The 26,098-nt window shown below is 64.8% G+C and carries 25 protein-coding genes; 22 read left to right on the plus strand and 3 right to left on the minus strand.

The window, feature by feature from the left end; genetic code table 11:
• The first annotated feature begins 32 nt into the window (after positions 1 to 32).
• The 14 genes from ACFZAI_RS03185 to ACFZAI_RS03250 all read left to right on the plus strand — a co-directional run bounded on the left by ACFZAI_RS03185 (position 33) and on the right by ACFZAI_RS03250 (position 14,277).
• Positions 33 to 941 (plus strand): LysR family transcriptional regulator, encoded by a 909-nt coding sequence (locus ACFZAI_RS03185; protein WP_391565543.1) that lies wholly within the window; start codon positions 33 to 35, stop codon positions 939 to 941.
• A gap of 347 nt (positions 942 to 1,288) precedes the next feature.
• Positions 1,289 to 2,152, plus strand: coding sequence for an N-acyl homoserine lactonase family protein (locus ACFZAI_RS03190; protein WP_391565544.1), 864 nt, complete (start codon positions 1,289 to 1,291; stop codon positions 2,150 to 2,152).
• Positions 2,153 to 2,208: 56 nt separating this feature from the next.
• Positions 2,209 to 3,234: an ABC transporter ATP-binding protein gene (locus ACFZAI_RS03195; RefSeq protein ID WP_391565545.1), complete on the plus strand. Its 1,026-nt coding sequence runs from the start codon at positions 2,209 to 2,211 to the stop codon at positions 3,232 to 3,234.
• A complete protein-coding gene (locus tag ACFZAI_RS03200) occupies positions 3,231 to 3,944 on the plus strand; it encodes an ABC transporter permease (protein ID WP_391565546.1) in 714 nt (237 codons plus the stop codon). The genes ACFZAI_RS03195 and ACFZAI_RS03200 overlap by 4 nt, the downstream gene beginning before the upstream one ends.
• On the plus strand, positions 3,941 to 5,332 hold the full coding sequence (locus ACFZAI_RS03205; RefSeq protein WP_391565547.1) for a GldG family protein: 1,392 nt from the start codon (positions 3,941 to 3,943) through the stop codon (positions 5,330 to 5,332). Before ACFZAI_RS03200 ends, ACFZAI_RS03205 begins: the two co-directional genes overlap by 4 nt.
• Positions 5,329 to 5,880: an electron transporter SenC gene (locus ACFZAI_RS03210; protein ID WP_391565548.1), complete on the plus strand. Its 552-nt coding sequence runs from the start codon at positions 5,329 to 5,331 to the stop codon at positions 5,878 to 5,880. The genes ACFZAI_RS03205 and ACFZAI_RS03210 overlap by 4 nt, the downstream gene beginning before the upstream one ends.
• Positions 5,881 to 6,210: 330 nt before the next feature.
• Complete coding sequence (locus tag ACFZAI_RS03215; protein WP_054427588.1) at positions 6,211 to 7,116, plus strand: branched-chain amino acid ABC transporter permease; 906 nt, start codon at positions 6,211 to 6,213, stop codon at positions 7,114 to 7,116.
• Entirely contained in the window at positions 7,116 to 8,114 is a 999-nt protein-coding gene (locus ACFZAI_RS03220; RefSeq protein WP_391565549.1) for a branched-chain amino acid ABC transporter permease, read from the plus strand. The genes ACFZAI_RS03215 and ACFZAI_RS03220 overlap by 1 nt, the downstream gene beginning before the upstream one ends.
• 2 nt (positions 8,115 to 8,116) lie before the next feature.
• On the plus strand, positions 8,117 to 8,857 hold the full coding sequence (locus tag ACFZAI_RS03225; protein ID WP_054427590.1) for an ABC transporter ATP-binding protein: 741 nt from the start codon (positions 8,117 to 8,119) through the stop codon (positions 8,855 to 8,857).
• A 3-nt stretch (positions 8,858 to 8,860) separates the two neighbouring features.
• On the plus strand, positions 8,861 to 9,517 hold the full coding sequence (locus ACFZAI_RS03230; RefSeq protein WP_391565550.1) for an ABC transporter ATP-binding protein: 657 nt from the start codon (positions 8,861 to 8,863) through the stop codon (positions 9,515 to 9,517).
• Positions 9,518 to 9,536: 19 nt separating this feature from the next.
• On the plus strand, positions 9,537 to 10,973 hold the full coding sequence (locus ACFZAI_RS03235) for an aldehyde dehydrogenase family protein (RefSeq protein WP_391565551.1): 1,437 nt from the start codon (positions 9,537 to 9,539) through the stop codon (positions 10,971 to 10,973).
• 27 nt (positions 10,974 to 11,000) lie between these two features.
• Entirely contained in the window at positions 11,001 to 11,753 is a 753-nt protein-coding gene (locus ACFZAI_RS03240; RefSeq protein ID WP_391565552.1) for a glucose 1-dehydrogenase, read from the plus strand.
• A 58-nt stretch (positions 11,754 to 11,811) separates the two neighbouring features.
• Positions 11,812 to 12,936: a zinc-dependent alcohol dehydrogenase family protein gene (locus tag ACFZAI_RS03245; RefSeq protein ID WP_391565553.1), complete on the plus strand. Its 1,125-nt coding sequence runs from the start codon at positions 11,812 to 11,814 to the stop codon at positions 12,934 to 12,936.
• A gap of 36 nt (positions 12,937 to 12,972) precedes the next feature.
• Positions 12,973 to 14,277: an ABC transporter substrate-binding protein gene (locus tag ACFZAI_RS03250; RefSeq protein ID WP_391565554.1), complete on the plus strand. Its 1,305-nt coding sequence runs from the start codon at positions 12,973 to 12,975 to the stop codon at positions 14,275 to 14,277.
• A gap of 83 nt (positions 14,278 to 14,360) precedes the next feature.
• On the opposite strand, the gene ACFZAI_RS03255 is transcribed toward ACFZAI_RS03250, so the two are convergent.
• The 3 genes from ACFZAI_RS03255 to ACFZAI_RS03265 form a co-directional block, all read right to left on the minus strand.
• Positions 14,361 to 15,503: a DUF2235 domain-containing protein gene (locus ACFZAI_RS03255; RefSeq protein WP_391565555.1), complete on the minus strand. Its 1,143-nt coding sequence runs from the start codon at positions 15,501 to 15,503 to the stop codon at positions 14,361 to 14,363.
• 261 nt (positions 15,504 to 15,764) lie between these two features.
• Positions 15,765 to 18,116, minus strand: coding sequence for a cytochrome P450/oxidoreductase (locus tag ACFZAI_RS03260; RefSeq protein WP_391565556.1), 2,352 nt, complete (start codon positions 18,114 to 18,116; stop codon positions 15,765 to 15,767).
• Between the two features lie 64 nt (positions 18,117 to 18,180).
• Positions 18,181 to 19,170: a Bug family tripartite tricarboxylate transporter substrate binding protein gene (locus ACFZAI_RS03265; RefSeq protein ID WP_391565557.1), complete on the minus strand. Its 990-nt coding sequence runs from the start codon at positions 19,168 to 19,170 to the stop codon at positions 18,181 to 18,183.
• 159 nt (positions 19,171 to 19,329) lie between these two features.
• On the opposite strand from ACFZAI_RS03265, the gene ACFZAI_RS03270 reads away from it, so the two are divergent.
• From ACFZAI_RS03270 to ACFZAI_RS03305, 8 genes are all read left to right on the plus strand, one after another.
• Positions 19,330 to 20,172 carry an IclR family transcriptional regulator gene (locus ACFZAI_RS03270; protein WP_391565558.1) on the plus strand — a complete coding sequence of 281 codons (843 nt, stop codon included), beginning with the start codon at positions 19,330 to 19,332 and terminating at the stop codon, positions 20,170 to 20,172.
• A 104-nt stretch (positions 20,173 to 20,276) separates the two neighbouring features.
• On the plus strand, positions 20,277 to 21,038 hold the full coding sequence (locus ACFZAI_RS03275; RefSeq protein WP_391565559.1) for a 5'-methylthioadenosine/adenosylhomocysteine nucleosidase: 762 nt from the start codon (positions 20,277 to 20,279) through the stop codon (positions 21,036 to 21,038).
• Between the two features lie 178 nt (positions 21,039 to 21,216).
• The gene (locus ACFZAI_RS03280; RefSeq protein WP_391565560.1) at positions 21,217 to 22,206 is read left to right on the plus strand and encodes a Bug family tripartite tricarboxylate transporter substrate binding protein; all 990 of its coding nucleotides are present in this window, start codon (positions 21,217 to 21,219) and stop codon (positions 22,204 to 22,206) included.
• 63 nt (positions 22,207 to 22,269) lie between these two features.
• Complete coding sequence (locus ACFZAI_RS03285; RefSeq protein ID WP_391565561.1) at positions 22,270 to 23,241, plus strand: Bug family tripartite tricarboxylate transporter substrate binding protein; 972 nt, start codon at positions 22,270 to 22,272, stop codon at positions 23,239 to 23,241.
• A 40-nt stretch (positions 23,242 to 23,281) separates the two neighbouring features.
• Positions 23,282 to 23,926: a flavin reductase family protein gene (locus tag ACFZAI_RS03290; protein ID WP_391565562.1), complete on the plus strand. Its 645-nt coding sequence runs from the start codon at positions 23,282 to 23,284 to the stop codon at positions 23,924 to 23,926.
• Between the two features lie 39 nt (positions 23,927 to 23,965).
• A complete protein-coding gene (locus tag ACFZAI_RS03295) occupies positions 23,966 to 24,580 on the plus strand; it encodes a glutathione S-transferase family protein (RefSeq protein WP_391565563.1) in 615 nt (204 codons plus the stop codon).
• 12 nt (positions 24,581 to 24,592) lie between these two features.
• Entirely contained in the window at positions 24,593 to 25,207 is a 615-nt protein-coding gene (locus tag ACFZAI_RS03300) for a carboxymuconolactone decarboxylase family protein (protein WP_391566257.1), read from the plus strand.
• On the plus strand, positions 25,204 to 26,094 hold the full coding sequence (locus tag ACFZAI_RS03305; RefSeq protein WP_391565564.1) for an amidohydrolase family protein: 891 nt from the start codon (positions 25,204 to 25,206) through the stop codon (positions 26,092 to 26,094). Before ACFZAI_RS03300 ends, ACFZAI_RS03305 begins: the two co-directional genes overlap by 4 nt.
• Positions 26,095 to 26,098: the final 4 nt, after the last annotated feature.

Genomic DNA, 26,098 nt, shown 5'->3' on the forward strand with positions numbered 1-26,098 from the left:
TCGGAAAACCTGAATTCCACCTTGGCCGCGTCATGCCCGCTCCGCTGAAGATCCAACACCTGCGCCAGTTTTTGCTGGCGGCCGACCATGGCAGTTTCCGGCTTGCGGCCGAAGGCACGCATCGGTCGCAAGCGGCGGTGTCGGCCGCCATGCAAGACCTGGAACAGCAGCTGGGCGCGCCCCTGTTTGAAGCCGGCAAGCGCGCGCAGCTGACGCCGCTGGGGCAAGCCGTGGCGCCCCTGTTTCGGGAACTGCTTGCCACGCACGACCGTGTGCTGGATGCGGCGCGGCAACTGGGCATGGGCCACACGGGCCCGGTGTCGCTGGCGGTGATGCCGTCGCTGGCGGATGAGTGGCTGCCCAAGCTGTTGGAACGGTACGCCCGCCATCATCCAGACATCCGAATCCGGGCGGTGGATGAGTCATCGCAGGATGTGCATCGCTTGGTGTTGAATGGCGAGGTGCAAGTCGGCGTGGCGGGCCAGGTGCCGCGCACGGCCGAGGTGGCGTTCACGCCGGTGGCGCGCGATGCGTTCGGGCTGGTCTGCCGCAAGGGGCATGCGCTGGCGCGCCGGCGCGGGCCAGTGCCGTGGTCGGCGCTGGAAGACGAACGGCTGATCGGCAACGCCACCTTCGACACGCTGAAGCACCGGCAACTGGGCCGCGGCATCGATGACCCCGCCATGATCGTGTCCAACCGCGCGTCGCTGCTGGCCAGCGTGGTGAGCGGCCTGGGCGTGACGGTGCTGCCGGTGCTGGCGCGCCCTTCAGTCGGGTCGGGCCTGGCGTTTGTGCCCTTGGCCGAACCCACGGTGGAACGCATCGTCGGCGTGCTGACCCGCAAGGAAGAAACGCTGCTGCCGTCGGTGGCCGCCATGCATGCGCTGGCGTTGCGGTCGCTGGCGCAGTTCACGCGGCGCAAGGGGGCGGACCTGGTGTGAGGGCGCTTGCCGCCAAGGGGGCCGGCTCCTAGGCGTTCCGGTCTCTAAGGGGGCGAGCGCCTGCGCATTCCCGCTTCTACGGGTTCCAGCTCCTAAGGGTTCCTACCCGTTCACGCGCCGCGAAGCCCAGCTTAATGAAACCTTAATTGGCAGCCGCTGGGCGCTGCGTCAGAGTGCGCTTCAGAGAAAACGGCCGTCAGATGCCGTCTCGGCCGGTGAGTCCATCGGCCGCATAGTCAGCCCCGCACAGCACACCCTATCGAAAGAAGCCCGGGACACACCGGGTGGCTTGCTATCGGCCGTCGCCTTCTGGCGGCGGCTCCCCCCGTTGGTCCGAGGAGACAACAATGAGCAAGAGCTGGAAGACGTTTGCAGGTGCGGTGGGCGTATCCATGTTGATGGCGGCCGGGGCGCAAGCCGCGGACCCGCCGCCCGACATCAAGCTGATGCAGTTGTCGGTCGGCAAGATCGAGCTGGACAAGGGCTTCATGACCGCCATGGTGGACGTGGGCACGAAGATCAAGATTCCGGTGCCGGCATATGTGATCCAGCATCCGCGCGGGTTGGTGCTGTTCGATACGGGCATGAACCAGGCCACGGCCGATGGCAACTGCGCCAATTATTGGGGCCAGGGCCTGTGCGGCGCGTTCAACTCCATTCAGGGCCGCGACGAAGTGGTCGACCGCCAGCTGAAGGCCGCGGGCTTTGACGTCAGCGATGTGAAGTACGTCGTGTACTCGCACTTCCACCTGGACCACGCCGGCAACATCAAGATGTTCCCCAAGGCCAAGCACGTTGTGCAAAAGGCCGAGCTGCGCGCCGCCTGGTGGCCCGAAAAATTCCAACGCGCCGCCTATGTCATGAAAGACTTCGACACCACGCGCGACTACGACTTCATCCAGGTCGAAGGCGACTTCGATTTGTTTGGCGACGGCACCATCGTGCTGCTGGACACCAAGGGCCACACGCAAGGGCACCAGTCGTTGCAGGTGAAGCTGAAGAACACTGGCACGGTGCTGCTGGCGGCCGACGCCATCTATACCGGCGAAAACGAGGCGGGCGTGATTCCGGGCATCACCTGGAATACGGCGGCGTCGATGCTGGCGATTGACCGGCTCAAGCAGATCCGCGATGCGCGCCAGGGCCAGCTTTGGTATAGCCATGATGCGGAGCAGCATGCGCAGAACGCCAAGACGAAAGTCTTCGACTGACGCACGGCATCGAAGACCCGAAGCCCCCTCATCGCCAACCCCGACCCAAGGCGCCCATGCAGCCGGCTGTTGCTTTGCACGAGGTCTGCAAGTCGTTCGGACCGCGGCAGGTCCTGCATTCCCTGAGCCTGTCCGTCAGGCCCGGGGAAATTGTGGGCCTGCTGGGGCCGAACGGCAGCGGCAAGACCACGACCCTGCGCCTGATGGCCGGGTTCTACACGCCCGATAGCGGCCGCATCACGATCCGGGGGCGCGAGCCGGCTCGCGGCCGTGGCAACGCCGACATCGGCTATCTGCCGGAACGCGCGCCGCTGTATGACGCGCTGACGGTGACGCAGTACCTGGAGTTTGGCGCCGGCGTGAAGGTGGCGGGCGGGGCGCGCGCGCGCCGCCAGGCCATCGAACGCGCGATCGACGGCTTTGACCTGCAAGGCGTGGTGGGGTCTGCAATAGGCCGTTTGTCCAAAGGCCAGCGCCAGCGCGTGGGGCTGGCGCAAGCGGTGTTGAATGATCCGCCTGTGCTGCTGCTGGACGAGGCCACCAATGGCCTGGACCCCGTGCAGATTGTGGAGGCGCGCGCGATGATCCGGCGATGCGCCGAAGGGCGCGCCGTGGTGTTCAGCAGCCACCTGATGCAAGAGGTGGAAGCGCTGTGCACGCGCATCGCCATCCTGCGCCAAGGCCGGCTGGTGGAAGACGCCGCGCTGGGCCAGGCGCAGGCCGCGCTGCAATTGCAGCTGGCGCTGCCGCTTGCGCGCCACGCGGCGTTGCAGGCGGCCTTGTCGGCCTGCCCGGGCGTGCGTGGCGTGGACGCCATCGAGGGAGAGGGCGGGGTAAGCAAGTGGCGGATCAGTTGGGAGACGTCTCGTGGCGCAACCGGCGCCACTTCCACGACCGCAACCGGCGCCGCTTCCGACACCGCAGCCAGCCACGCCACCTGCGACGCCACCTGCGACGCCGTGCTGCGCATCGTGCTCGCGCATGCCGAAGTGCGGGCCGTGCTGTCGCTACATGACGCCGTCGAAACTCGCCTGCTGGCGGCCCTGGCGCCCAACGATCCCTTGCTACGGAGGCGGGCATGAAAGGCTTTGCCGCGTTGTACCGGAAAGAACTGCGCACCGACTTCGGTTCGCCCGTGGCGCTGGTGGTGGTGGCCGTGTTCTGGGCGCTGTCCGGCTACTTGTTCAGCTTCAACCTGTTCTTTGTCAGCACCGGCCAGATGGTGACGGCGTTTCACAACATGACGATCCTGCTGATCCTGGTGATGCCGCTGGTCAGCATGCGCGCGTTTGCCGAAGAGGCGCGGCAAGGCACGCTGGAATTGTTGCTGACCTTGCCGCTGTCTGACGCAACGTTGGTGGCGGCCAAGTATGCGGCCGGCTTGACGATGCTGGCCCTGATGCTGGCGGGCACGACCGCCGCCGTGCTGCCGCTGGCGTGGTACGGCCAGCCCGACTACGGCCCCATCGTGGGCGGCTACATCGGCGTATTCCTGTACGGCGCGTTGTTCCTGGCGATAGGCATTGCCGTGTCCAGCGCCTGCACCAATCAGATTGTGGCGGCCAGCGCCACGTGGGGCATCCTGGTGCTGCTGTGGTTCATCGACTACCCGGCGGCGCTGGATGCGTTTCCCGCGTTGTCGCCGTTCTTTCAAGCGCTGTCATTGTCGGCGCAGCATGTGGACTTCATCCGCGGCGTGCTGCCCGGCCCGGCTACGGTCACGCTGGCCAGCGTGGCGGTGCTGGCGCTGATGATCGCCGCCGTCAACCTGAAGCGCTGGAGGATGCGATGAGCGCGCATTCCTCTTCACGCGTGCGCCGCGCGGGCAGGCGGTTGCTGCTCTGGCTGCCGGTGCTGGCGGTTGCCGCGCTGCTGCTGGCGCTGAACCTGTGGACATCCCGCCATCTGGGCCGCGTGGACCTGACGGCGCAGCGGCTCTACAGCCTGGCGCCAGAAAGTGTCGAAGTGGCGCGGCAGATCAAGCAGCCCGTGAACGTGACGTGGTTCTACGACCTGCGCAACAAAAGCATGGTCGACGCGCTGGAGCTGCTGCGCCAGTACGAACACGCCAACCCGCTGATTCGCGTGCGCGGTGTAGACCCGGCGCTACGCCCGGCCGAGGCGCGCGAAGCTGGCATCCAGTTTGCGGGCAGCGCGGTGCTGGCGTCCGATGACCGCAAGATGACGATCAACGGCGGCACCGAAACCGACTTCACTAATGCGCTGATCCGCATCAGCCAACGCGGCGCGCAGACGGTCTGCTTCACGCAAGGCCATCGCGAAGCCATGCTCAACAGCCTGACGTCGCTGGACGATCTGGAAGACCATGGCGACGACGAAAACCTGGTCACGCGTGTAGAGGTTCATGAGCAGCACGGCATGGCGATGGCGCGTAACGCCTTGCAGACCTTGGGGTTCGGCACGCGCAGCGTCAACGCAGGCAACTTGACGCAGGCCTTGCCGTCCTGCTCGGTGGTGGTGGCGGCCGGGCCGCGCACGCCCTTTGGGGAAGACGATGCGCAGGCGCTGCGCCGGTGGACGAATGCCGGCGGCAAGACCTTGCTGCTGCTGGAACCGGACACGCGCCACGGGCTGGACGCGTTGTTGGGCGACTTCGGCATCGCGCGTCCGGCGGGGGCGCTGGCAGACCCGGGCAGCCACTATCGCAACGACCTGGGCAGCCCCGCCGTCAGCGATTACACGCGCCACAAGATGACGCGCGGCTTGCCGCTAAGCTTCTTTCCCGGCGCGGCGGGCTTGGAACCCGCGGGTGACGGCTTGCCGCCCGGCGTGGTGGTGACGCCGTTGGCGCAGACATCCAGCCAGGCGCACCTGCCGGGTCAGCCGCCGTCGCGCTACACCTTGATGGCGCTGGCTACCCGTAACGCGCAGGCGGCCAGCAGTGACGGATCGGCGCGGCCCACGCTCTTGGTGGCGGGCGATAGCGACTTCGCCACCAACCGCCATTTCGCCACGCTGGGCAATGGCGCGCTGTTCACCAGCGCGGTGACGCTGCTGGCGGGCGAAGACGCCTTGCTGACCATCCGGCCCCGTCATTACGAAAACCGCCGCGTCGAACTGACCAATAATCAGATGCGCACCGTGTTCTGGACCAGCACGGTGGCCTTGCCGCTGCTAGCGTTGTTCACGGGACTGCTGCTGTGGTGGAGGCGGCGGTGAGCGTCAATCGAATGCCCGCACGCATCGTCTGGCCGCTGCTGCTCGCGGCGGGCATCGCGCTGTCGGCGTGGCAATGGCGCGAAGCCACGGAGTCGCCCGCCGCGCATGGCGGCCATTCCCATCTGCATGACGACACCGGCAAGCCCGCACGCCTGTACGCGTGGAACGCGGACCAGGCTGCGCGCATCACCTTGTCCACCCCCGCAGCCACGTTGACGCTGACGCGCGGGGCCAGCGGATGGGCCGCCACGCCAGCGCACACCCGCACAGCCTTTGACGCCGCCGGCTTTGTCTCGCTGTTTTCCCAAGCGCGCAGCGACCGCATCCTGAACCCGCACCCCGGCGAATCCTACGGCCTGGACCCGGCCGCCCTGCGCATCGCCATCGACGACGCCCAAGGCGTTGCGCTAGCCCGAATGGCGGTTGGAGCCTTGGCGCCAGATGGACTAGGCCGTTATGTGCAATTGCCCGGCGAAGCGCAGATCCGCATCATCCCTGACTACCAGACGCGTGCGCCCTTGGCCGCAGTGATTCAGGTAAACCCGTAGTCGCAGGTTGTGATTCACGCCGACTCTATCGCTTGTGAAACCCGGCTTGCACAAAGATAAATAGGCGCTGAAAAAGGGTCTCCCTATACTTCGTTTCCACTATCGGACGAGTACGAAACGCGGCGGCAGCCAACCCTCGGACTCCTCCACATAAACGCCTTCCGGCCCGTTACGCAGCGCATCGCGAACAGGCACGGCAAGGTCCATAACGAGACAAGGGCGCGCGATGCGCGTCCAGGGCGACACGCCCGCATCGCCCCGCAGGGCGCCACGTTGCCGCGGCAACGCGGCGGGTTTGCGGCAGATGCTTAGCGTATTGGGAGAAGACGCTTGACCTTGGATCTATTGCCTCTCGCCTTGGTGGACGGCGTGGCATATGCCAGTCTGCTGTTCCTGGTGTCGATGGGGTTAACCCTGGTGTTTGGCGTGATGGGCATTTTGAATGTCGCCCATGGCGCGTTCTACGCCTTCGGGGGTTACGCCGCCGCCAGCCTCGTCATGTTTCTGGCGCCCAAGACCGACTCCCCATTCCTGCTGTTTGCCGCCTTGTTCGTGGCCGCCATCGCCGTGGGCCTGGCGCTGGGCAGCATCATGGAGTTCGTGCTGATTCGCCGGGCGCAAAACTACGACCCCATTCTTAAACTGCTGATCACCTTCGGCGGCTTCCTGATGCTGGAAGACATCCAGCGCCTGCTCTGGGGCGCGCAGCCCTACAGCGCCAGCGAAGTCGTGAACCGGTTAGGCAATATCGAAATTGGCGACATCACCTACACCACCTATCAACTGGTGGTGGTGCCGGTGGTGGCGGTGCTGGCTTATGTGTGCCTGGAATTTTTCCTGCGCCATACCAAGCTGGGCAAGCAGACGGTGGCCACCACGCACAACCGTGAGGTCGCGACGTCGTTGGGCATCAACGCCAAGAAGATCGGCTACGTCACCTTTGTGATCGCCACCATTCTTGGCGCGCTGGGCGGCGCGTTGGCTGCGCCCACCACGTCGCTGGTGCCGGGCGCAGGCACGGACATGACGGTGCTGTCGTTCGCCGTCGTCGCCACCGCCGGCCTGGGGCAGATCACGGGCGCGCTGATTGCCGCGCTGCTGATCGGCATCATCCGCGCCATCGCCGTGTACGCCGCGCCCGAGCTCGAAGTCGCGGTGCCGTACATCATCATGGTGCTGGTGCTGATCATTCGGCCGCACGGCCTGTTCACCGTCGCCCAGGCCCGGAGGATCTGATGAAAGTTGCCGTACTCAGCCTTGTGGCCGCCGTTGCCACGCTTGTTCTTGGCTACACCCTGTCGTGGACCATCACACCTATCGTCATCGGCCTGACCTACGCGATTGCCGCGCTGGGCGTGTCGGTGATGGCTCGCGCGGGCCAGATCTCGTTTGGCCACGCGATGTATTCCTGCATCTCGGCCTACACCGTCGCCTTCCTGGCGCGCGCCATGCCGGGCGCCGATGCGCTGGTGCTGATTCTTGCGGGCGTTGCCGCCAGCTTCCTGGCCGCCATCGTCATTGGCCTGTTCGTCGTGCGCTATCGCGGCATCTTCTTCGGCATGCTGAACCTGGCGCTGAGCATGGTGTTGTTCGCACTGCTGGGCAAGCTCTATACCTTGACGGGCGGCTCCGACGGCCTGCGCATCGTGCGCCCGACCATGGCGGGCATCGTGATGGAGCGCGAATCGTTTGAACGCGCGCTGCTGGTGCTGACGCTGGTGTTGTCGATGGTGCTGGCCTGGTGGGTGCAGCGCTACTTCCGGTCGGGCAGCGGGCAAGCCTTGTCGGCCATCAAGACGAACGAAACGCGCATCGAATACCTGGGCTTTTCCGCGTACTTCATCATGTGGAAGGGTTACCTGCTGTCGGCCGTGGTGGTGGGTTTCTCGGGCGCCATCCTGGCCCTGATGCAAGGCCTGGTCACGCCGGAAATCGGCTCGTGGCTGCGTTCGGGCGAATTCGTGTTCATCACCATTCTGGGCGGCGCCGGCCATGCGGCGGGCGCGTTCCTGGGCGCAGTGGGATTTGAATCGGTGAAGCTGGTGTCGGCGGCGTACTTCCCCGGCCTGTGGCAGTTCCTGTTGGGCCTGACGCTGATCCTCGTGATCTTCATGTTCCCCACTGGCTTTGTGGGCCAGATCATGAAACGCATCGCCACGCAGAAGCGCGACCGCGCACGCGCTCAGGCGCGCGCCAACGCCACGCTGCAAACCCGCGTGCCGGTAAGGAACTGAACATGAAACCCCTGATTCAAACGACTGACCTGTACCTGGCGTTCGGCGGCGTGGTGGCGGCGGACAACATCAACTTCGAATTGCACGAAGGCGAACGGCTGGCCGTCATTGGCCAGAACGGCGCGGGCAAGACCACCTTCATCAACATCTGCACAGGCTATCTGGCGCCGTCCAAAGGCAAGGTGTACTTCGACGGCCGCGACGTCACGGCCATGGCGCCGCGCAAGATCGTGCGCCTGGGGCTGGGCCGTTCGTTCCAGTTGCCGCAGTTGTTCACCGAGCACACCGTGCGCGAATGCGTGCAGATTGCCGCCGCGCGCCGCAACAAGGAACTGAGCTGGTTCCGCTCGCTGGAAAGCACCATCGACGAACGCGAAGTGGACGCCACGCTGGACCTGGTGGGCCTGTTGCCCGAAGCCGATGAAGCATCCATCGAACTGCCCGAAGGCAAGCGCAAGCTGCTGGATGTGGCGATGGCGCTGGCCTTGCGGCCCAAGCTGCTGATCATGGACGAGCCCACCAGCGGCGTCGCGTCCGAAGACAAATTCGCGCTGATGGAAACCGTGATGCACGCGCTGGATGAACGCCGCGTGACCAGCTGGTTCGTCGAGCACGATGTGGACATCGTGTCGCGCTACGCCACGCGGGTGGCGGCCTGGATAGCGGGCAAGGTGGCCGCCGACGGCTCGCCCAGCGAAGTCTTGAATAACCCGCAGATCAAAAGCGAAGTGCTGGGGGCCTGAACCATGTTGAATCTATCGGCCATCAACGTCGACCTGGCGGGAAACCGCATCCTGCGCGACGTCAGCGCCAGTTTCGAAGCATCCAAAACCATCGGCATCGTCGGCCGCAACGGCGCGGGCAAGACCACGCTGTTGCGCACCATCATGGGCCTGACCAAGATCAAGTCGGGCAAGATCGCCTTTGATGGCGCCGACCTGACCGCCATGCCCGGCCACAAGCGCGCCGCGCTGAAAGTGGGCTACGCGCCGGAAGACCGCGTCATCTTCCCGACCATGACCGTGGAAGAAAACCTGAACCTGCCCTGCGAAGTGCAGGGCCAGTCCAAGGCCGACATCGCCGCGCGCATCGCCACGGTGCTGAAGGTGGTGCCGCAGCTGGAACCCATGCTGGGCCGGTCGGGCTCGGCGCTGTCGGGCGGGCAGGGAAAGATGGTGGCGCTGGCGCGCGCCATCATGGTCGGCACCCGCCTGCTGATGCTGGACGAACCGTTTCAGGGCCTGGCCCCCAAGCTGGCGCGTGACTACACCGAGGCGCTTGGACGGCTGAAAGAACTGCAACCCGAGCTGTGTGTCGTGATCACCGAATCCAACGTGAAGCTGTTGGGCGACATCCCTGACCAGATCTGGACGATTGAGCGCGGCTCGATCACCTTGAATTGAATTCCCGGAGAGACATTCCATGACGCAGATGATTATCGACGGCCGCAAGGTCGACGCCCAAGACGGCCGCAGCATCGACGTGGTCTCGCCCGTCGATGGCGACGTATTCACCACCATTCCGCGCGGCCAGGAGGCCGACGTGAACGCCGCCGTCAAAGCGGCGCGCGCCGCGTTGGACGGCGACTGGGGCCGCATGACGGCGCTGGACCGCGGCCGCCTGCTGCTGCGTCTGGGCGAATCCGTGCTGGCGCACCACGAAGAGCTGGCGCAACTGGAATCGCGCGACACCGGCAAGCCGATGTCCACCGCACGCGCCGACATCACCGTGCTGGCGCGCTACTTCGAGTTCTACGGCGGCGCGGCCGACAAGGTGCATGGCCAGACCATCCCGTTCCAGAAAGACTATTCGGTTCAGCTGATACGCGAACCGCTGGGCGTCACCGCCCACATCATTCCCTGGAACTACCCGGCGCAGATGTTTGGCCGCAGCGTGGCCCCGGCTTTGGCCATGGGCAACGCCAGCGTCGTCAAGCCCGCCGAAGACGCGTGCCTGTCGATCATCCGCGTGGCGGAACTGGCGCTGGAAGTGGGCTTTCCCGCCGGGGCATTGAACATCGTGACGGGCCTGGGCGAAGAGGCGGGCGCCAGCCTGTCGCGCCATTCGGATATCAACTTCATCACCTTCACGGGGTCGAACGAAGTGGGCGTGCTGATCCAGCAAGCGGCCGCCGTCAACGCGGTGAAATGCGTGCTGGAGCTGGGCGGCAAGTCGGCGCACATCGTGTTCGACGATGCCAAGTTCAAGCTGGCCATTCCCGCCATCGTCAAAGGCATCGTGCACAACGCCGGCCAGACCTGCACCGCGGGCAGCCGCCTGCTGGTGCAAAAGGGCATCTACGCCGAATTCATGAACGCGCTGGCCGAGGAATTTTCGAAGGTGCGCGCGGGCACGCCGGACATGGACCTGACCTGCGGCCCCGTCGTCAACAAGGCGCAGTTCGACCGCGTCAACCGCTACATCGCCAAGGGCCTGGCCGATGGGCTGAAGGTAGCGGCCGAAGGCACGATTGCCGATGGCGTGCCGGCGGGCGGTTACTTCGTCAAGCCGACGTTGTTTGCCGCGCCTTCGCATGACAGCACCTTGCTGACCGAAGAGATCTTCGGGCCGGTGCTGGTGGCGCTGCCGTTTGATACCGAAGCCGACGCCATCCGGCTGGCCAACGCCACCGACTACGGCCTGCTGGGCGCAGTCTGGACCGAGAACGGCGGACGCCAGCAGCGGGTTGCGCGCGGCATCAAATGCGGGCAGGTCTACATCAACGGTTTTGGCGCGGGCGGTGGCGTGGAACTGCCGTTTGGCGGCGTGAAGAAAAGCGGCCACGGGCGCGAGAAGGGCTTCATCGCCCTGGAAGAAATGAGCACGACCAAAACGTTGATCCAATTCTATGGCGAGTGATCGCCGCGCAATCTTCGGAGTCTAGTCATGAGTCAGTTGCAAGGTAAGGTCGCCATCGTCACGGGCGGGGGCAGCGGTTTCGGCGAGGGCATCGTCAAGCTGTACGCCAAGGAAGGCGCGAAGGTCGTCATCGCCGACATCAACAAAGAAGCCGCCGACCGCGTGGCGGCCGAAGTGGGCGCTGCGGCCGTGGCCGTGAAGGCCGACGTGTCCAGCCGCGCGGATATCGACAACGTCGTGCGCGTGTGCCAGGACACGTTCGGCTCGGTCGACATCGTCGTCAACAACGCCGCCATCACCCACAAGAACCAGCCGATGCTGGATGTGGATGAAGCCATGTTCGACCGCATGTTCGACATCAACGTGAAGTCGATCTATCACATGGCGCAAGCCGTGGTGCCGGTCATGCGCAAGCAAAAGCACGGCGTGATTCTGAACATCGGGTCCACCGCCGGCATCCGTCCGCGCCCCGGCCTCAGCTGGTACAACGCGTCCAAAGGCGCGGTGAACGTGCTGTCGAAATCCATGGCCGTCGAACTGGGCCCGGACGGCATCCGCGTGAACGCCATCTGCCCCGTGATGGGCATTACCGGCATGTTCGAGCTGTTCATGGGCTTGCCGGACACGCCGGAGAACCGCGCCAAGTTCGTCTCCACGATTCCGCTGGGCCGCTTCTGCCAGCCGTCGGACGTGGCGGCGGCCGCATTGTTCCTGGCGAGCGATGCGGCGGAATTCATCACCGGCGTTGAGTTCCCGGTGGATGGCGGTCGTACCGTCTGATTGATTCGGATCGGCCGGCGCGCGCCGGCCGTCTTTGACCTACCAGGATGTCAGGCGCATGAAAATCAAAGCGGCGTTGTTGCGCAACGTAGGGGTGGAAGGCCCCTACGCCCAGACCCGGCCATTGACCATCACCGAGATCGAACTCGACCCGCCCGGTACGGGCGAGGTGCTGGTGCGGATCAAGGCCGCTGGCTTGTGCCATTCGGACTTGTCGGTCATCAACGGCGACCGCCCGCGCGGCGTGCCGATTGTGCTGGGGCATGAGTCGTCAGGCGAAGTCGTAGAGACTGGCCCTGGGGTCACCGACCTGAAACCCGGTGACCATGTGGCGATGGTGTTCGTGCCCAGCTGCGGCTGCTGCAACCCCTGCATGGAAGGCCGGCCCGCGCTGTGCGAGCCAGGCGCCGCCGCCAACACGCAAGGCACGCTGCTGGGCGGCGACCGCCGTCTGCACATCGGCGACGAATACATCAACCACCACACCGGCGTGTCCTGCTTCGCGGAATACGCAGTGGTGTCGCGCCGGTCGTGCGTGAAGGTCAATGTTGAATTGAGCCACCGTGAAGCCGCATTGTTCGGCTGCGCCGTGCTGACCGGTGCGGGTGCAGTGCTGAACCGCGCGCGCATCAAGGCAGGCGACACCGCCGCCATCGTCGGGCTGGGCGGCGTGGGCTTGTCCGCCTTGCTGGCCGCCGTGGCGGCCGGCGCGCGCCGCGTCGTTGCGGTGGATCTTAGCGACGAGAAGCTGGCGTTGGCCCGCGAACTGGGCGCCACCCACGTCGTGAATCCCAAGCAGATCAAATCCGACGACGACCTTTTCGATCTGGCCGGCGGCCGCGTGGACTACGGCTTTGACATGGCGGGCGCCGTGCCCGCGTTTGAGACCGCCTACAAACTCACCCGCCGCGGCGGCGCCACCGTCACGTCGGGCTTGCCCAACCCGAAGTTGAGCTTCCCGTTGTCGCTGTCGCAAATGGTGGGCGAAGAGCGCGACATCCGCGGCAGCTACCTGGGCTCGGGCGTGCCGGCCATCGACATCACCCGCTACATCGACCTGTACAAAGCCGGCCAGCTGCCGGTGGACAAGATGATGGGCAAATCGTTTTCGCTGGACCAGATCAACGAGGGGTTCGATCACCTCGCCACCGGCGGCAGCCTGCGCGACGCCATCGTTTTCTAAGGGCATAGACCCGACTACAACACTGGAGACAAGACCATGAAAACTTCAAGACTGGCTGCCCTGTTAGGCGCCACCCTGCTGTCAGGCTTCACGGCGCTGGCCAGCGCCGCCGACAAGCCCAAGGAACTGAACATCGGCATCTCGACCTTCCTGTCGGGCTCGGCCTCGGTGTTCGGCGTGCCCGCCCGCGACGCGGCCGAGATCCTGATTCAAGACATCAACGCGGCAGGCGGCATCGATGGCGTCAAGCTCGTGCCCAGCTACATCGACGAAGGCGGCGGCGGTGAAAAGCTGCTGTCCGAATACCGCCGCCTGGCCGAAGGCGGCACGCGCGTGATGCTGTCGGCGATCTCCAGCGGCCACTGCAACATCGTGGCCCCCGTCGCCGAAGACCTGAAGGTGCTGAACGTGCTGTGGGACTGCGGCACGGAGAAAGCCCTGGAAGGCAAGAAGTACAAGTACGTGGTCCGCACGCAAGCCAACGCCACCACCGAAATGGTCGCGCAGGTGCTGTACCTGATGAAGGTCAAGCCCGACTTCAAGACGATTGCCATCGTCAACCAGGACTACGCCTGGGGCCGCGATTCGCGCGACATCTTCCTGGCCGCGCTGAAGAAGTTCAAGCCCGACGTCAAGGTCGTGGCCGAGATGTTCCCCAAGTTCGGCGCCGCCGACTTCTCCACCGAAATCAGCCGCCTGCAAGCGCTGCGCCCGGACGTCATCGTATCCACGTCGTGGGGCGGCGACCTGGACAACTTCGTGCGCCAGGCCTCGCAACGCAACCTGTTCAAGAACTCCACGTTCGTACTGTCGCTGGCCGAAAGCTCGCTGGAGCGCTTGGGCAATGCCTTACCCGAAGGCGTTTACGTCGGCGCGCGCGGCGACCACTACTTCCTGCACCCGGAAACCAAGGACGATCCGCAGCACCAGGCGTTCGTGAAGAAATTCCACGACAAGACGGGCGCCTATCCGATCTATTCCGTCTACCACATGGTGCAAGCCATCCAAGGCCTGAAAGCCGGCTACGAGAAAGCCATCAAAGACAACAACGGCGCTTGGCCCACCCCGGAACAAGTGGCCGCCGCCATGCATGACGTGACCTTCAAAGGCTATGGCCGCGACGTCAAAATGCACCGCGCCGACGGCCAAGGCCTGGAAGCGCAACTGTTCGGCGTGACGAAAAAGAGCGACAAGTACCCGTTCAAGGTGCTGGCCGACATCACCATCGTGCCGGCGGAACTGGTCACCCCGGGCGTGGCGGACACGTCGATGGAGTGGATCGACAAGAGCTTGACGCCCGATGTGCTGAAGAGCGACCAGATCAAGGTGTACGCGAACTGAGCAAGCGGTTTTGTGTGTGCAGGGACTCCCCGGCGAGCGATCGCCGGGTTTTTTTTTGGCGTAGGCGAGGTGTGAGTTTTAGGCTACGAGCGTCCCAACGGCAGCGCCGCTAGCGCTTCCTTGAAATCCGGAAACTCCTTCAGATATTCCGGGCTGTTCTCCGCCCGCTTCACCATCCGTTCATCCACCGTCAAATTCAACACCGTCTCCCCATCCCACACCCTTGGCCGCTTCTTCACATGAATCAGCACCTTCTCCGTGAACTCCTTGTACGAATCGTGCGGTTCGCATTGGTCGTAGTCCGTAGATATCCGCTGCACAACCCCCGCCTCTAACCCCACCTGCCGCGCCTTTTCCTGCAACCATGCCGCAGGCAATGTCTGCAAGCTCCCGTCCCGATATCCGCCACCGATATCCGAATGCGCGCCAATAAACCAGCGCTGCTCAACGGGCCTGTCCGCCGGGCGCGGTTCCGACGTGGCAAGCCTTGTCCACAACGTCGGAAAGTACGGTTCGCGATACTCGTTCGTAGCAATCGCGTGATAGGCGTGATGCACGTGATTACTCAGCTCGGTGTCGTGAAAGTTATAGAACTTCGAGAATCCGGGAAACGAAATCCCGCCGACGGGAATGCCTAAGCTGCCCACGGTGTCCCAGACGCCGACAAAGTGCAGGTCGGTCTCGCGCGAGAATTGCGCGCGAAACGAGAGGGCGTCGATGGATGAGGGCAGGCAGTCGTCGCGGTATAGCGCGTAGGCTTCGGCGACGTTGTCTTCAGTGGGGTTTTTGAGCAGGCCGCATTTGCGCACCATGCCCGCCAGGCTGCGAGCGGAGTACGCGCCGCGGCTGAAACCGAATAGAAAAATGTGGTCGCCGGGTTCCTGGCGTTGGCACAGCCATTGATAACCGTGGCGGATGTTGGCGGATAGCCCTGCGCCGAATGCGCCGCCCAAGAACTTGTCGACGGCGGTCCACAGGCCGTGGCCTTGTGTGCCGACGCCTTCGATGTATAGGGTTTCCTGCGTGCTGGTTTCGGGCGCGGCTTTGTAAAGCTCGTAGGCGTTCGTGCGGTCGTTGGGTTCGTTCCACGTGCCATCAAAGAAGATGGCCAGATTCTTCACCATGTTCAGCTCCCCACAGATCGAGTCTTGCGATACATCTGCTGCTGGCTGGGATGATGCCCGCGTGAGGCACGCTATCACGGTGCTCGTGCGTTTGCCGTCCAAGTGGTTTCCCTGCTGAAGGGATGTACACCGCTTTTTGTACTAGTCGGAAGGCGGTGTAAGCGCGGCTGGCGCTGCGCCATGGGCGTGGGGATAACTAGTGGGTGAGGTAGTAGAACTAGATAAAACGTCGCCATCCGATTTTGGATGGATGGTATCCCAGAAGGGTCGGATGGCGGCTGATTGCAAGCTGGGTATTGAGCGGGGATTCGGTGTCAGACTGCAATGTTGATCGGGCGGAATTGCAGTCTGACACCGAAAAAATCAAAGCTCCAACACCACTTTCCCACCCCCGCACGCACGCGAACAGCACGCCATCATCTTGTTATTCGCATCCCGCTCTGCGCGGGTCAGCACGACGTCCCGATGATCAATCTTTCCTTCCAGCACCCGCACTTCGCACGATCCGCAAAGGCCTTCTTCGCAATCGCTTTGCACATCGATATTTGCGCCGCGCAGCGCCGTCAGTAATGTCTGATCCGCGGACACGTTCAAAACGATGCCGGAATCCTTCAGCACCACTTCAAACGCCTGTTCCTTCGACGGGTCCAACGTGCCTAGGGTGGAATGGAAGTGCTCGACTCGCAACGCATCCTCTGGCCACGATGCGCAGCAGCCCGCCAATGCATCCAGCAAGCCTTGCGGCCCGCATGCATAGATTTGCGTGCTGGCGTCGGGCTGGGACAGCAGCGCCGCGTAGTCGGCGCGGGTGCCTTCGTCTTTCACGTGGGCATGCATGCGGTCGCCGTGCAGGGCCGTTAACTCGTCCAGCATCGCCATGCACGCGCGCGACCGGCCGCTGTAGTGCAGTTGATAATCCAAGCCCAGCGCCTTTGCGCGCCGCGCCATGGCGCTGATGGGGGTGATGCCAATTCCCCCGGCAATCAGGATCAGCTTGCCCGCCGCTTCGTTCATCCGAAAATGATTACGCGGACCCCGGATGCGCAGGCGCGCACCGGCAACGGCGTTGGCGTGCATCCACGCAGAGCCGCCCCGGCCTTCGGTTTCCTTCAGTACCGCAATCTCAAAGACGCCCGCGTCCGCAGGGTCGCCGCACAGCGAGTACTGGCGCGACAAACCGGTATCGCCGCATTCCACATCAATATGCGAACCCGGCGTCCAGCGGGGCAGGGGCTTTCCGTCGGGCGAGACCAAGCGCAAGCGCACGATGCCGTCAGCGGCTTCGACCGCGCTTTGCACGATGACCGGCCGTGTGATGGCGTGCGATGAGGGCTCGCCGATGCGTACCGGGTGTTGATCGTTCAGCAGTTCGGGCGACGCCAATTCAGGGTTTTGCGTGGCGTCCCATTCCACCCACAAATGTTCCGGCCCGCGAAACGAGGTGTTCGGCACATACGTAAAGGCTTGTTCCGACAGCTTCATGTGCGGCAGCCGGCGCGTGAGCTCTTCCAGGAAGATCTGCATTTCCATGCGGGCCAGGTTCTTGCCCATGCATTGGTGCGAGCCGTAGCCAAAGGTGAGCTGGTCGCTGGCGTTTTCGCGGCGGATGTCGAAGAGGTCGGCGTCGGCGAATTGGCCTTCGTCGTGGTTGGCCGATGACGTGACGATCAGCAGTTTTGATCCCGCCGGAATCGGCACGCCGGCGATCTCGACGTCGCGCGTAGCCAGGCGGCGCCAGGCGGCCACCGAGCCGTTGTGGCGCAGGCATTCTTCGACGGCGTTGGGGATCAGGTCGGGGTCTTCGCAGATTTCGCGCCAGGCGTCGGGGTGTTGCAGCAGCAGCTTGATGGCGTTGGCCGACGCGTTGGCGGTGGTTTCGTGGGCGGCGACGATGCCGGCCATCATCATGGAATGCAGATAAGAATCGGTGACGACATCCGGGTGCGTCTGTTGCTTGCGCAAGCCGTATTGCATCCAGCCGGGGCCGGACGGGTCCTGGCGCATCTTGTCCAGGATCTTGCCGGCCAACTGCCAGAAGTTGCCGACGGCGTGCGCCACCGCAACTTGTTCTTCGGGCTTTGGACGGCCCCAGGTGTTGACCGTGTGCGCGATGGAATATTGGCGCAGCAGGTCCATGTCTTCTTCCGGCACGCCGAGGAAATGCAGCGCCACGGTCAGCGGCACTTCCCACAGCATCTGGTCGACCAGATCGGCGCGGCCATCGTTGATGAAGCGGTCGACGTATTCGCGGGTCAGGCGACGCACCATGGGTTCGTGATGCTTCAGTTCGTCGGGGGTGAACGGGTCCATCAGCACACGGCGGCGCGGCATGTGGGCGGGTTCGTCTTCGTTCACCAACGTGCGGTTCATGGCGTAGCCATAGGACGCCAGCACGGCGTTGGCTTCGGGGCCGGTGGGGGTGATTTTTTCCAGCGCGATGGACGGGCTGAAGGTGAGGTTGTCGCGAAAGATGGCCTTGATGTCTTCGTACCGCGTGACCACCCAATAGCCCAGCTTGGGGCTGTAGAACACGGGTTCCTGGTCGCGCGCCCAGCGCACGTACTCGGGCGGATCTTGCTGATAGCCGTCGCCAAAGGGGTCGAACTCGGCCGCGCGCGCGCTGACCGGACAGCCGGTGGGGCTTTGCATCGCGGCAAGCGCCGCGTGGTCGATGGGACAGCCCGACGGGCGCGAGGAGGAGGGCGATTGGCTCATGGAATCCTTCCGTGTATTCGTGTTGCAGCGGGCCTGCCCCGCGGGCGAGGCAGGCCGAAAACGCTTAGTCCAGCGTGATGTGCAGGTCGCTGATCAGCTTTTGCCAGCGAGCGCGTTCGCCCGTCAGTAGTTCCGCATATTGCGCGGGCGTGTTGCCGACCGGCTCGATGCCGAACTCGACCAGGCGTTGTCGCGTGGCGGGGTCATTGATGGTGGCGACGACCTGCTTGTTCAGCGTGTCGATCACCGCTTGCGGCGTGCCAGCTGGCACGACCACGCCCACTTGCGCGGCGGCTTCCACGTTCTTCAGGCCGATTTCGGCGAAGGTGGGCACGTCGGGCAATTGCGCGAGCCGGGTCGGGTTGGCCACGGCCAGGGCGCGGACCTTGCCGCCGTTGATGAAGCCTGCGCCCGCGGCCAGGTCCACCATCATCGCGGGGATCTGGCCGCCGGCCACGTCCGCCAGCGCGGGCGATGCGCCGCGGTACGGCACGTGCGTCATGGTCAGGCCGCTTTCTACTTTCAGCAGTTCCATCGCCAGGTGGTGCGGGCTGCCGGCGCCGGCCGAACCGTAGTCCAGGCCGTCTTTGCGCGACTTGGCTTCAGCCAGAAACTCTTGCACCGTGTTGACCTTCATCGCGGGTCCGACGACAAGAATCATCGGGAAGCGGCCCATCAGCGTGACGGGGGCCAGGTCTTTCGCGGGGTCGTATGACAGCTTCTTGTACAGCGCCGGGTTGAACACCAGGGTGCCGTTGTCGGCAGACAGCATGGTGTAGCCGTCGGCGGGCGCGCGGGCGGTTTCGGAGGCGGCGATGGCGGTGTTGCCGCCCGGCTTGTTCTCGATCACGACCGGCTGGTTCAGGCGGCCCGTCAAGCCCTGGCCGATGCTGCGCGCCAGGAAATCAGAACCACCGCCCGCAGCGTAAGGCACGATCCAGCGCACGGGCTTGGACGGATAGGCGGCCGGGGTTTGCTGGGCCGACGCGCCGGTACAGGCCAGCAGGGGCAAGGCCAAGAGGGCGGTCAGGATGGGGTGCTTCAAGGTGCGCATAGGCTGTCTCCTTATTGGGATAGCCTGTTGGCATCCCTTCTTTTGCGTAAATCATATACGCAATGCGTAATTTTTCAAGAAGGGTTAACCTTGGCTCCGTCCTTGGACAGCGTGTTCCGCGCTGCCAGCGAACCTGTTTACCTGGAGCCGCACCCCGATATGAGTCAAGCCGTCCCGCCGCCCGAATCGTCTGCCACCGATTCCGATCAGGAATCGGCCGCCAGCCCGCGCGCACGCCGTCAGCGGGTCCAGGCCGCCGAGACCGGCATGGTGGTATTGAAGGGCCTGGCCCGCATGGGCGGCCGCGCAAGCCTGACAGCGCTGGCGGCCCACGTTGGCGAAAGCCCCGCCAAGGTGCACCGCTACCTGATGAGCCTGATCGCCGAGGGGCTGGTGGACCAGGAGGTCGCCACGCAGCAATACCACCTGGGCCTGGAAGCGCTGTTCGTGGGCGTGGCCGCCATGCGTCAGGCCGATCCCTTACGAATCAGCGAACCCGCGCTGATCCGGCTGCGCGAAAGCCTGGCCGTCACGTGCTTCATCGCGGTGATGGGCAACAAGGGGCCGACCATCGTTCGCTTCGAGGAACCGGGCCTGCCGATTACCGTGAACGTGCGCGTGGGGTCGGTGCTGTCGATGCTGTGGTCGGCGACGGGGCGCGCGTTTTTGGGTGCGCTGGACGAAGCGCCGGTGCAGCAGATGGCGCTGGCGGAACTGGCGGACGCACCGCAGGAATTGCGCGCGTTGCTGGACCATGACGATCCCATCGGCGTATTGCGGCGTGACGTGCGCGCGGCGGGTTGTGCGACGGTGAAGGACACGAATCTGCGCGGGATCAGCGCAGTGTCCGCGCCCCTGTATGACCACACCGGCCGGCCCTGCGCGGTGCTGACGGCGCTGGGCGCGACCGGCGGCTTCGACGTGTCGCCGGGCGGAAAGGTGGTGGCGGCGGTGAAAAAAGAAGCGGCGGCGGCAAGCGCTGCGCTGGGGTACACGGGGTAGCGAGGCCGCCGCGCGGCGCACCGGCTTTTGGAGTATGTTGCGCGCTGGGCGCGGCGGGCGGGTTCGACGTCGCGCCGCTACGCCAATCCGCATCGAAGGACATCATGGAACGTCTTGCCATTCTGGGCGCCTTGCACGAAGAAATCGCCGACCTGCTCGCCGCGATGGACCCGGGCGCGGCCGTACACCGCATCGCCATGCGCGATTTTCACGTGGGCACGTTGTGGGGCACGCCCTGCGTGATCGCGCTCAGCCGCATCGGCAAGGTGGCGGCGGCGGCAACGGCAACGATCGTCATCCGGGAATTCCAGGTGTCGCGCGTGATCTTCACGGGGCTTGCGGGGGGCTTGCATGCGGACGTGGACGTGGGCGACGTGGTGGTGGCCAGCACCTTGATGCAGCATGACATGGACGCGCGGCCGTTGTTCGATCAACACGAGATCCCCTTGCTGGGGCGCGTGCAGTTTGACGCGGATGCGGCCTTGAGCCAGCAGCTGTATGACAGCGCGGCACGCTTTGCAAGCCAGCGCGACATGCCCGTCGTACCGCCCGGCGCAACCCTTGCCAAGCCCCGCGTCCACCAAGGCCTGATCGCCACCGGCGATGTATTCGTCAGCCATAACGACGATGCGCAGGCGCTGCGCAAGCGCTTGCCCGATGCGTTGTGCGTGGAAATGGAAGGCGCGGCGATGGCGCAGATCTGCTATGAATTCGGCATCCCCTTCGCCGTGATGCGCGTTATTTCCGACCGCGCCGACCATGCCGCAAAGACCGACTTCACCGCGTTCCTGCAAAACGTGGCGCGGGTGTACACGGCCGGTATTCTGGAACCGCTGTTGAGGTCGGGCGTGTGGTCGGACGGCTGATGCCCCACGAGCTGCGCTGACCGTTGCGCGAGAGTTTGGCGCTACCCGCCATCCGTTGGTGGGGGCCAACTGGCCGCGTACGCCGCCCGACAAAACAGATATGCGATTCAGCGCATAGCGCCGCCCAGGCGCCGCGCCTACCATGCTCCAAACACAAGAAACAATGTTCGGAGACAGCATGAAGATCGCAAGTGCGCTGGTGTGGGTTGGCCTGGGTTTGGGTCTGGGCTTAGGGCTGACCCCGTTGACGCCGGCCATGGCCGGCACCTACCCCGACCATCCGGTCCGGATGATCGTGCCCTTCCCCGCAGGGGGCGCCACCGACCTGATGGCCCGCGCGCTCGCGCAGGGCTTGGGAGAAAAGCTTGGGCAGGCCGTCGTCGTGGAAAACCGGGGCGGCGCGGGCGGGTCGATCGGCGCCGAGGCCGTGGCCAGTGCGGCGCCCGATGGCTACACCTTGCTGTATTCCACGATGGGCGTGTTGACGATCAACCCGTCGCTGTACGCCAAGCTGCGCTACGACCCGCAGAAAAGCTTTGCGCCGATTTCGATGACGAATCTGACGTCGAATCTGCTGGTGGTGAACCCGGAATTGAAGGTCAACTCCGTGGCGGAATTGGCGGCGCTGGCCAAGCAACGGCCGGGTGAACTTACGTTCAGTTCGTCGGGCAATGGCACCACCAGCCATCTGGCGGGCGAAATGTTCAAGTCGACGGCAGGCGTCGATATCCGCCACATCCCGTACAAGGGCACGTCGGGCGCCATCAATGATTTTCTGGCTGGGCGTATCTCGATGATGATCGATACGTCGTCCAACTTTATCGAACAGGTCAAGCAGGGCAAGGTGCATGCGCTGGGCGTGACCAGCCGGAAGCGGTTGCCGGCGTTGCCCGACGTGCCGTCGATTTCAGAATCGCCCGGCTTTGAATCCTACGAAGTCAGCTTATGGTCAGGCGTGCTGGCGCCCGCCGGCACCCCTCGCGCCGTCATCGACAAGCTGAATCAGGACATCAAGGCGGTCATGACATCGCCGCAGATGGTCGAACGCATGGCCGCTTACGGCATCCAGACCACACACAGCATGCCTGAAGCGTTCGCCGCGCAAATCCAGACCGACACGGCGAAGTGGGCGCAGGTGATCAAGCAGTCCGGGGCGCGCGCGGATTGAATGCGGCGCTGCCGGCGCGACGTTTGCCATGCGCTTCGCGCGACGACTTCCACGGGAAATCCAATGACTTCGATGATCCGATCCCTGCTTGTGGCGGCCCTGGCCACGTGCGCGTTCACGCCCCTGGCCCAGGCGGCGGCTTACCCTGACCATCCGCTGACGCTGATCAACCCCTATGCCGCGGGCGGCCCGGCCGATGTGGTGGCGCGCAGCTTAGGGCGCGCGCTGGAGAAGCGGCTGGGCCAGCCGGTGGTGGTGGAAAACAAGCCGGGCGGCGGCGCGTCCATCGGCACGGGTTTTGTGGCGCGCGCCAAGCCGGATGGCTACACGCTGTTGCTTGGCACCTCCGCTGGCCATGTCGTCACGCCCTTGATGCAAAAGACGCCTTATGACGGCGTGGACGGGTTTGCGTTTTGTTCGGTAGTGGCGGTGCAGCCGATCATGTTGGTCGTGAATCCGTCGCGCGGCATCGACAGCGTGGCGGCGCTGGTCGAACGCGCCCGCGCCGAGCCCGGCAAGCTCAGCTACGGTTCGGCCGGGGTGGGCGGCGCCACGCATCTGGGCGCTGAACTGTTCCAGCAAAAGGCGCACATCCAGCTGAACCACATTCCCTACGCGGGCGCGTCGCCCGCCATCAATGATGCGGTGGGCGGCCAGATCGATCTGGCCATGCTGAACCTGTCGGCCAGCTTGCCGTTCATCCGCCAGGGCCGGTTGAAGGCGCTGGCTTATGCGGCCGACAAGCGTTCGGCCTTGTTGCCGGACGTGCCTACGCTGGAAGAAGCCGGCATCCCGGGCGCGCAGGCGGCCACGTGGTACAGCCTGGCGGCCCCGGCAGGTACGCCGCCCGACGTTGTGCAGCGCCTGAGCGATGCGGTCAAAGCCGTGAACAGCGACCCCGACTACCGCCGCGTCATGCAGGAACAAGCCATCGAGCTGATGGCGCTGTCCCCGGCGGATGCCGACGCCTATGTGCGCCGCGACCGCGCCGACATGCAGCAGTTGCTGGGCTCCTTGGGGCTGCTGGCAAAATGACGCAGATCTTTCCAGCCCCCGCGCGCAAGGCGATGCCACGATGAACTTTGACTTCAGCCAGCTGGCCTCGTCCGATGCGTTCAAGCTGCTGTCCAGCGTGGTTGTGCCGCGCCCCATCGCGTGGGTGGTCAGCCAGTCGGCAACCGGCGACATCAACGCCGCACCTTTCTCGTTCTTCAATGTGGTCAGCAGCGATCCGCCGATTGTGGCGCTGGGCATCGGCCCCCGGGGCGGACAGTTAAAGGACACGTCGCGCAACATTGTGGACACGCGTGAGTTCGTGATCAACCTGGTATCCGCCGAGCTTGCCGAACAGATGAACCGCACCAGCCTGGACTATCACGCCGACGTCAACGAATTGGTGCGTGCCGGTCTTGCGACCGAGCCGTCGCAAACGGTGGCGCCGCCGCGCATCGCGCAAAGTCCCGCCGCGCTGGAATGCAAGGTCTGGCAAGTGATCGAGGCCGCGCCGCAGCGGGTGATTGTGCTGGCGCGCGTGGTGGGCATGTACCTGCGCGATGACGCGCTGTTGAACCGCGACCGCTTCTACGTGGACACGCCCGCCTTGCGCTTGCTGGGCCGCATGCATGGCGCGGGCTGGTATGCGCACACCAGCGATCTGTTCCAGATGCTGGCGCCGGACGCGGCGAACGACCCCGCCGTGCGGCCCGCGCAGGGGCATTGAACCCGTCAGGATTAGACTCAACGAATCAGGAGCTGAACGATGAAACTGCATTGGTCGCCACGGTCGCCCTTTGTGCGCAAGGTGATGATTGTGTTGTACGAAACGGGCATGGAAGACCGTGTGACGCCGGTGCGTACGCCGGTGGCCATGGACAAGCCCAATCTGGATCTGATTCCGGACAACCCCTTGATCAAGTTGCCGACGCTGGTGCTGGACGATGGCACGCCGGTGTATGACTCGCGTGTGATCTGCGCCTATCTGGACGGTCTGGCGGGCGGACGCTTGCTGCCCCGCGAGCCGCACGCGCGGTTGGTGGCGGAACGCCGGCAGGCGCTGGGCGATGGCTTTCTGGATGCCTTGCTGCTGTATCGGCAAGAGCGCAACAAGCCTGTGGAAAAGCAGACGGCGGCCTGGCTGGATGCGTTCGCGCTGAAGGTGCGCTCGGTGCTGGCGGCCTTGGACGCCGAGGCGTCTGCGTTGGCGTCCACGCCCTTTGATCTGGGCCTGATCGCGATCGGCTGCGCGCTGTCGTACATGGACTATCGTTTTCCTGACATCGCCTGGCGCGATGGGCATGACGCGCTGGCGGCATGGCATCGGAATTTCTCCGAACGCCCGTCGGTCGTGCGTAGCCAACCCGACGAAACCCCTTAACCAAGGACGATGATGAGCCGTATCCCGCTGCCTTCTCCTGACAGCATGACCGACGACCAGAAGCGCGTGTACGAGAAGATCGTCTCGGGGCCGCGTGGCCGCCTGGTCGGCCCCTTGCGTGCGGCATTGCACAACCCAGAGCTGGCCGAGCGCTGGCAGGCGCTGGGCGCGTTGCTGCGCTTTGGCACCAGCCTGCCGCCGCGCGTCAGCGAACTGGCCATCGTGGTCACGGCGCGCCGCTGGAACAGCCAGATCGAATGGTATATCCATGCGCAGGCGGCGCGCGCCGCGGGTATTTCGGATGCCGTGATCAATGCCATTCAGGCGCGCACGCAGCCCGTGTTCGATACGCGCGATGACGAGGTGGTGTATGAGTTTGCGCGCCAGCTGCAAGAGACGGGGCAGGTGGAGCCTGTTCTTTACGCGCAAGCCGTTGAGCGCTGGGCGGCGGTGGGCGTCGTTGAACTGACGGCCGTGATCGGCTACTACACGATGGTGTCCATGACCTTGAACGCGCACGAGATTCCCATGCCGGACGACGCGCCCGCGCCGCTGGACACGCCGCGCGAAAACGGTCAGCCGGCATTGAGCGCCATGCCGCCGCTGGCGCGCAAGGAGCCATCATGAGCGCGCAAGAAGCGGTGATGAACGCGGAAATGCCGCGCATGCCGGTGGCGCCGCAACACGCTTTGCCTGCCCTGGCCTGCGACACGCACTGCCATGTGTTCGGGCCGTATGACCGGTTTCCCTTGCAGCATCCCTCGTCTTACGCCGCGCCGGACGCGCCGGTGGATCGTTACCTGCGCATGCTGGACACGCTAGGGGCGGCGCGCGGCGTGCTGGTGCAGCCGGCCCCGTATGGGGTGAACCCGTCGGCGCTATTGGATGCGCTGGCGCAGGGCGGTGACCGGCTGCGCGGCATTGCGGTGGCCGATCCATCGGTGACGGATGCGCAGTTGCAGGCGATGGTGGACGGCGGCGTGCGCGGCTTGCGGTTTCTGGAAGCGCGCGATCCGGCCGGCAATCTGTTTCCCGGCAGCGTGGGCTTTGCGCAGCTGGCGGCGCTGGCGCCGCGCATGAAGCAGTTTGGCCTGCACGCGCAGCTATGGGCCCCTTGCGATGCCTATGTGCGGCATCTGCCCGCGCTGGCGGCGCTGGACGTGCCCATCGTTATTGATCACCTGGGCAGTGTGGTGCCGGCGCGCGGGGAGCAGGACCCGGCTTTTCAGCTGTTGCACCGCCTGCTGGCCGAGGGCCGCATCTGGATGAAGCTGACCTTGTGCCGGGTGGGCGCTGCGCCCGGCTATGAGAACGCACGCTACATACACGACGCATTCACCGCTGCGAACCCGGATCAGGTGTTGTGGGGATCGGATTGGCCGTTCGTTCGGATGGGCGCATCCGCGCCGTCGGCGGACGCCTTGGTGGATGTGGCGCATGCATGGCTGGGCAGCGACAGCTTGCGCAGAAAAGTATGGGTGGACAACCCGGCGCGGCTATACGGTTTTGCCTAGGCTT

Origin of the sequence: Achromobacter sp. NPDC008082, from assembly GCF_042957345.1 — a bacterium.
GTDB lineage: Bacteria > Pseudomonadota > Gammaproteobacteria > Burkholderiales > Burkholderiaceae_B > Achromobacter > Achromobacter kerstersii_A.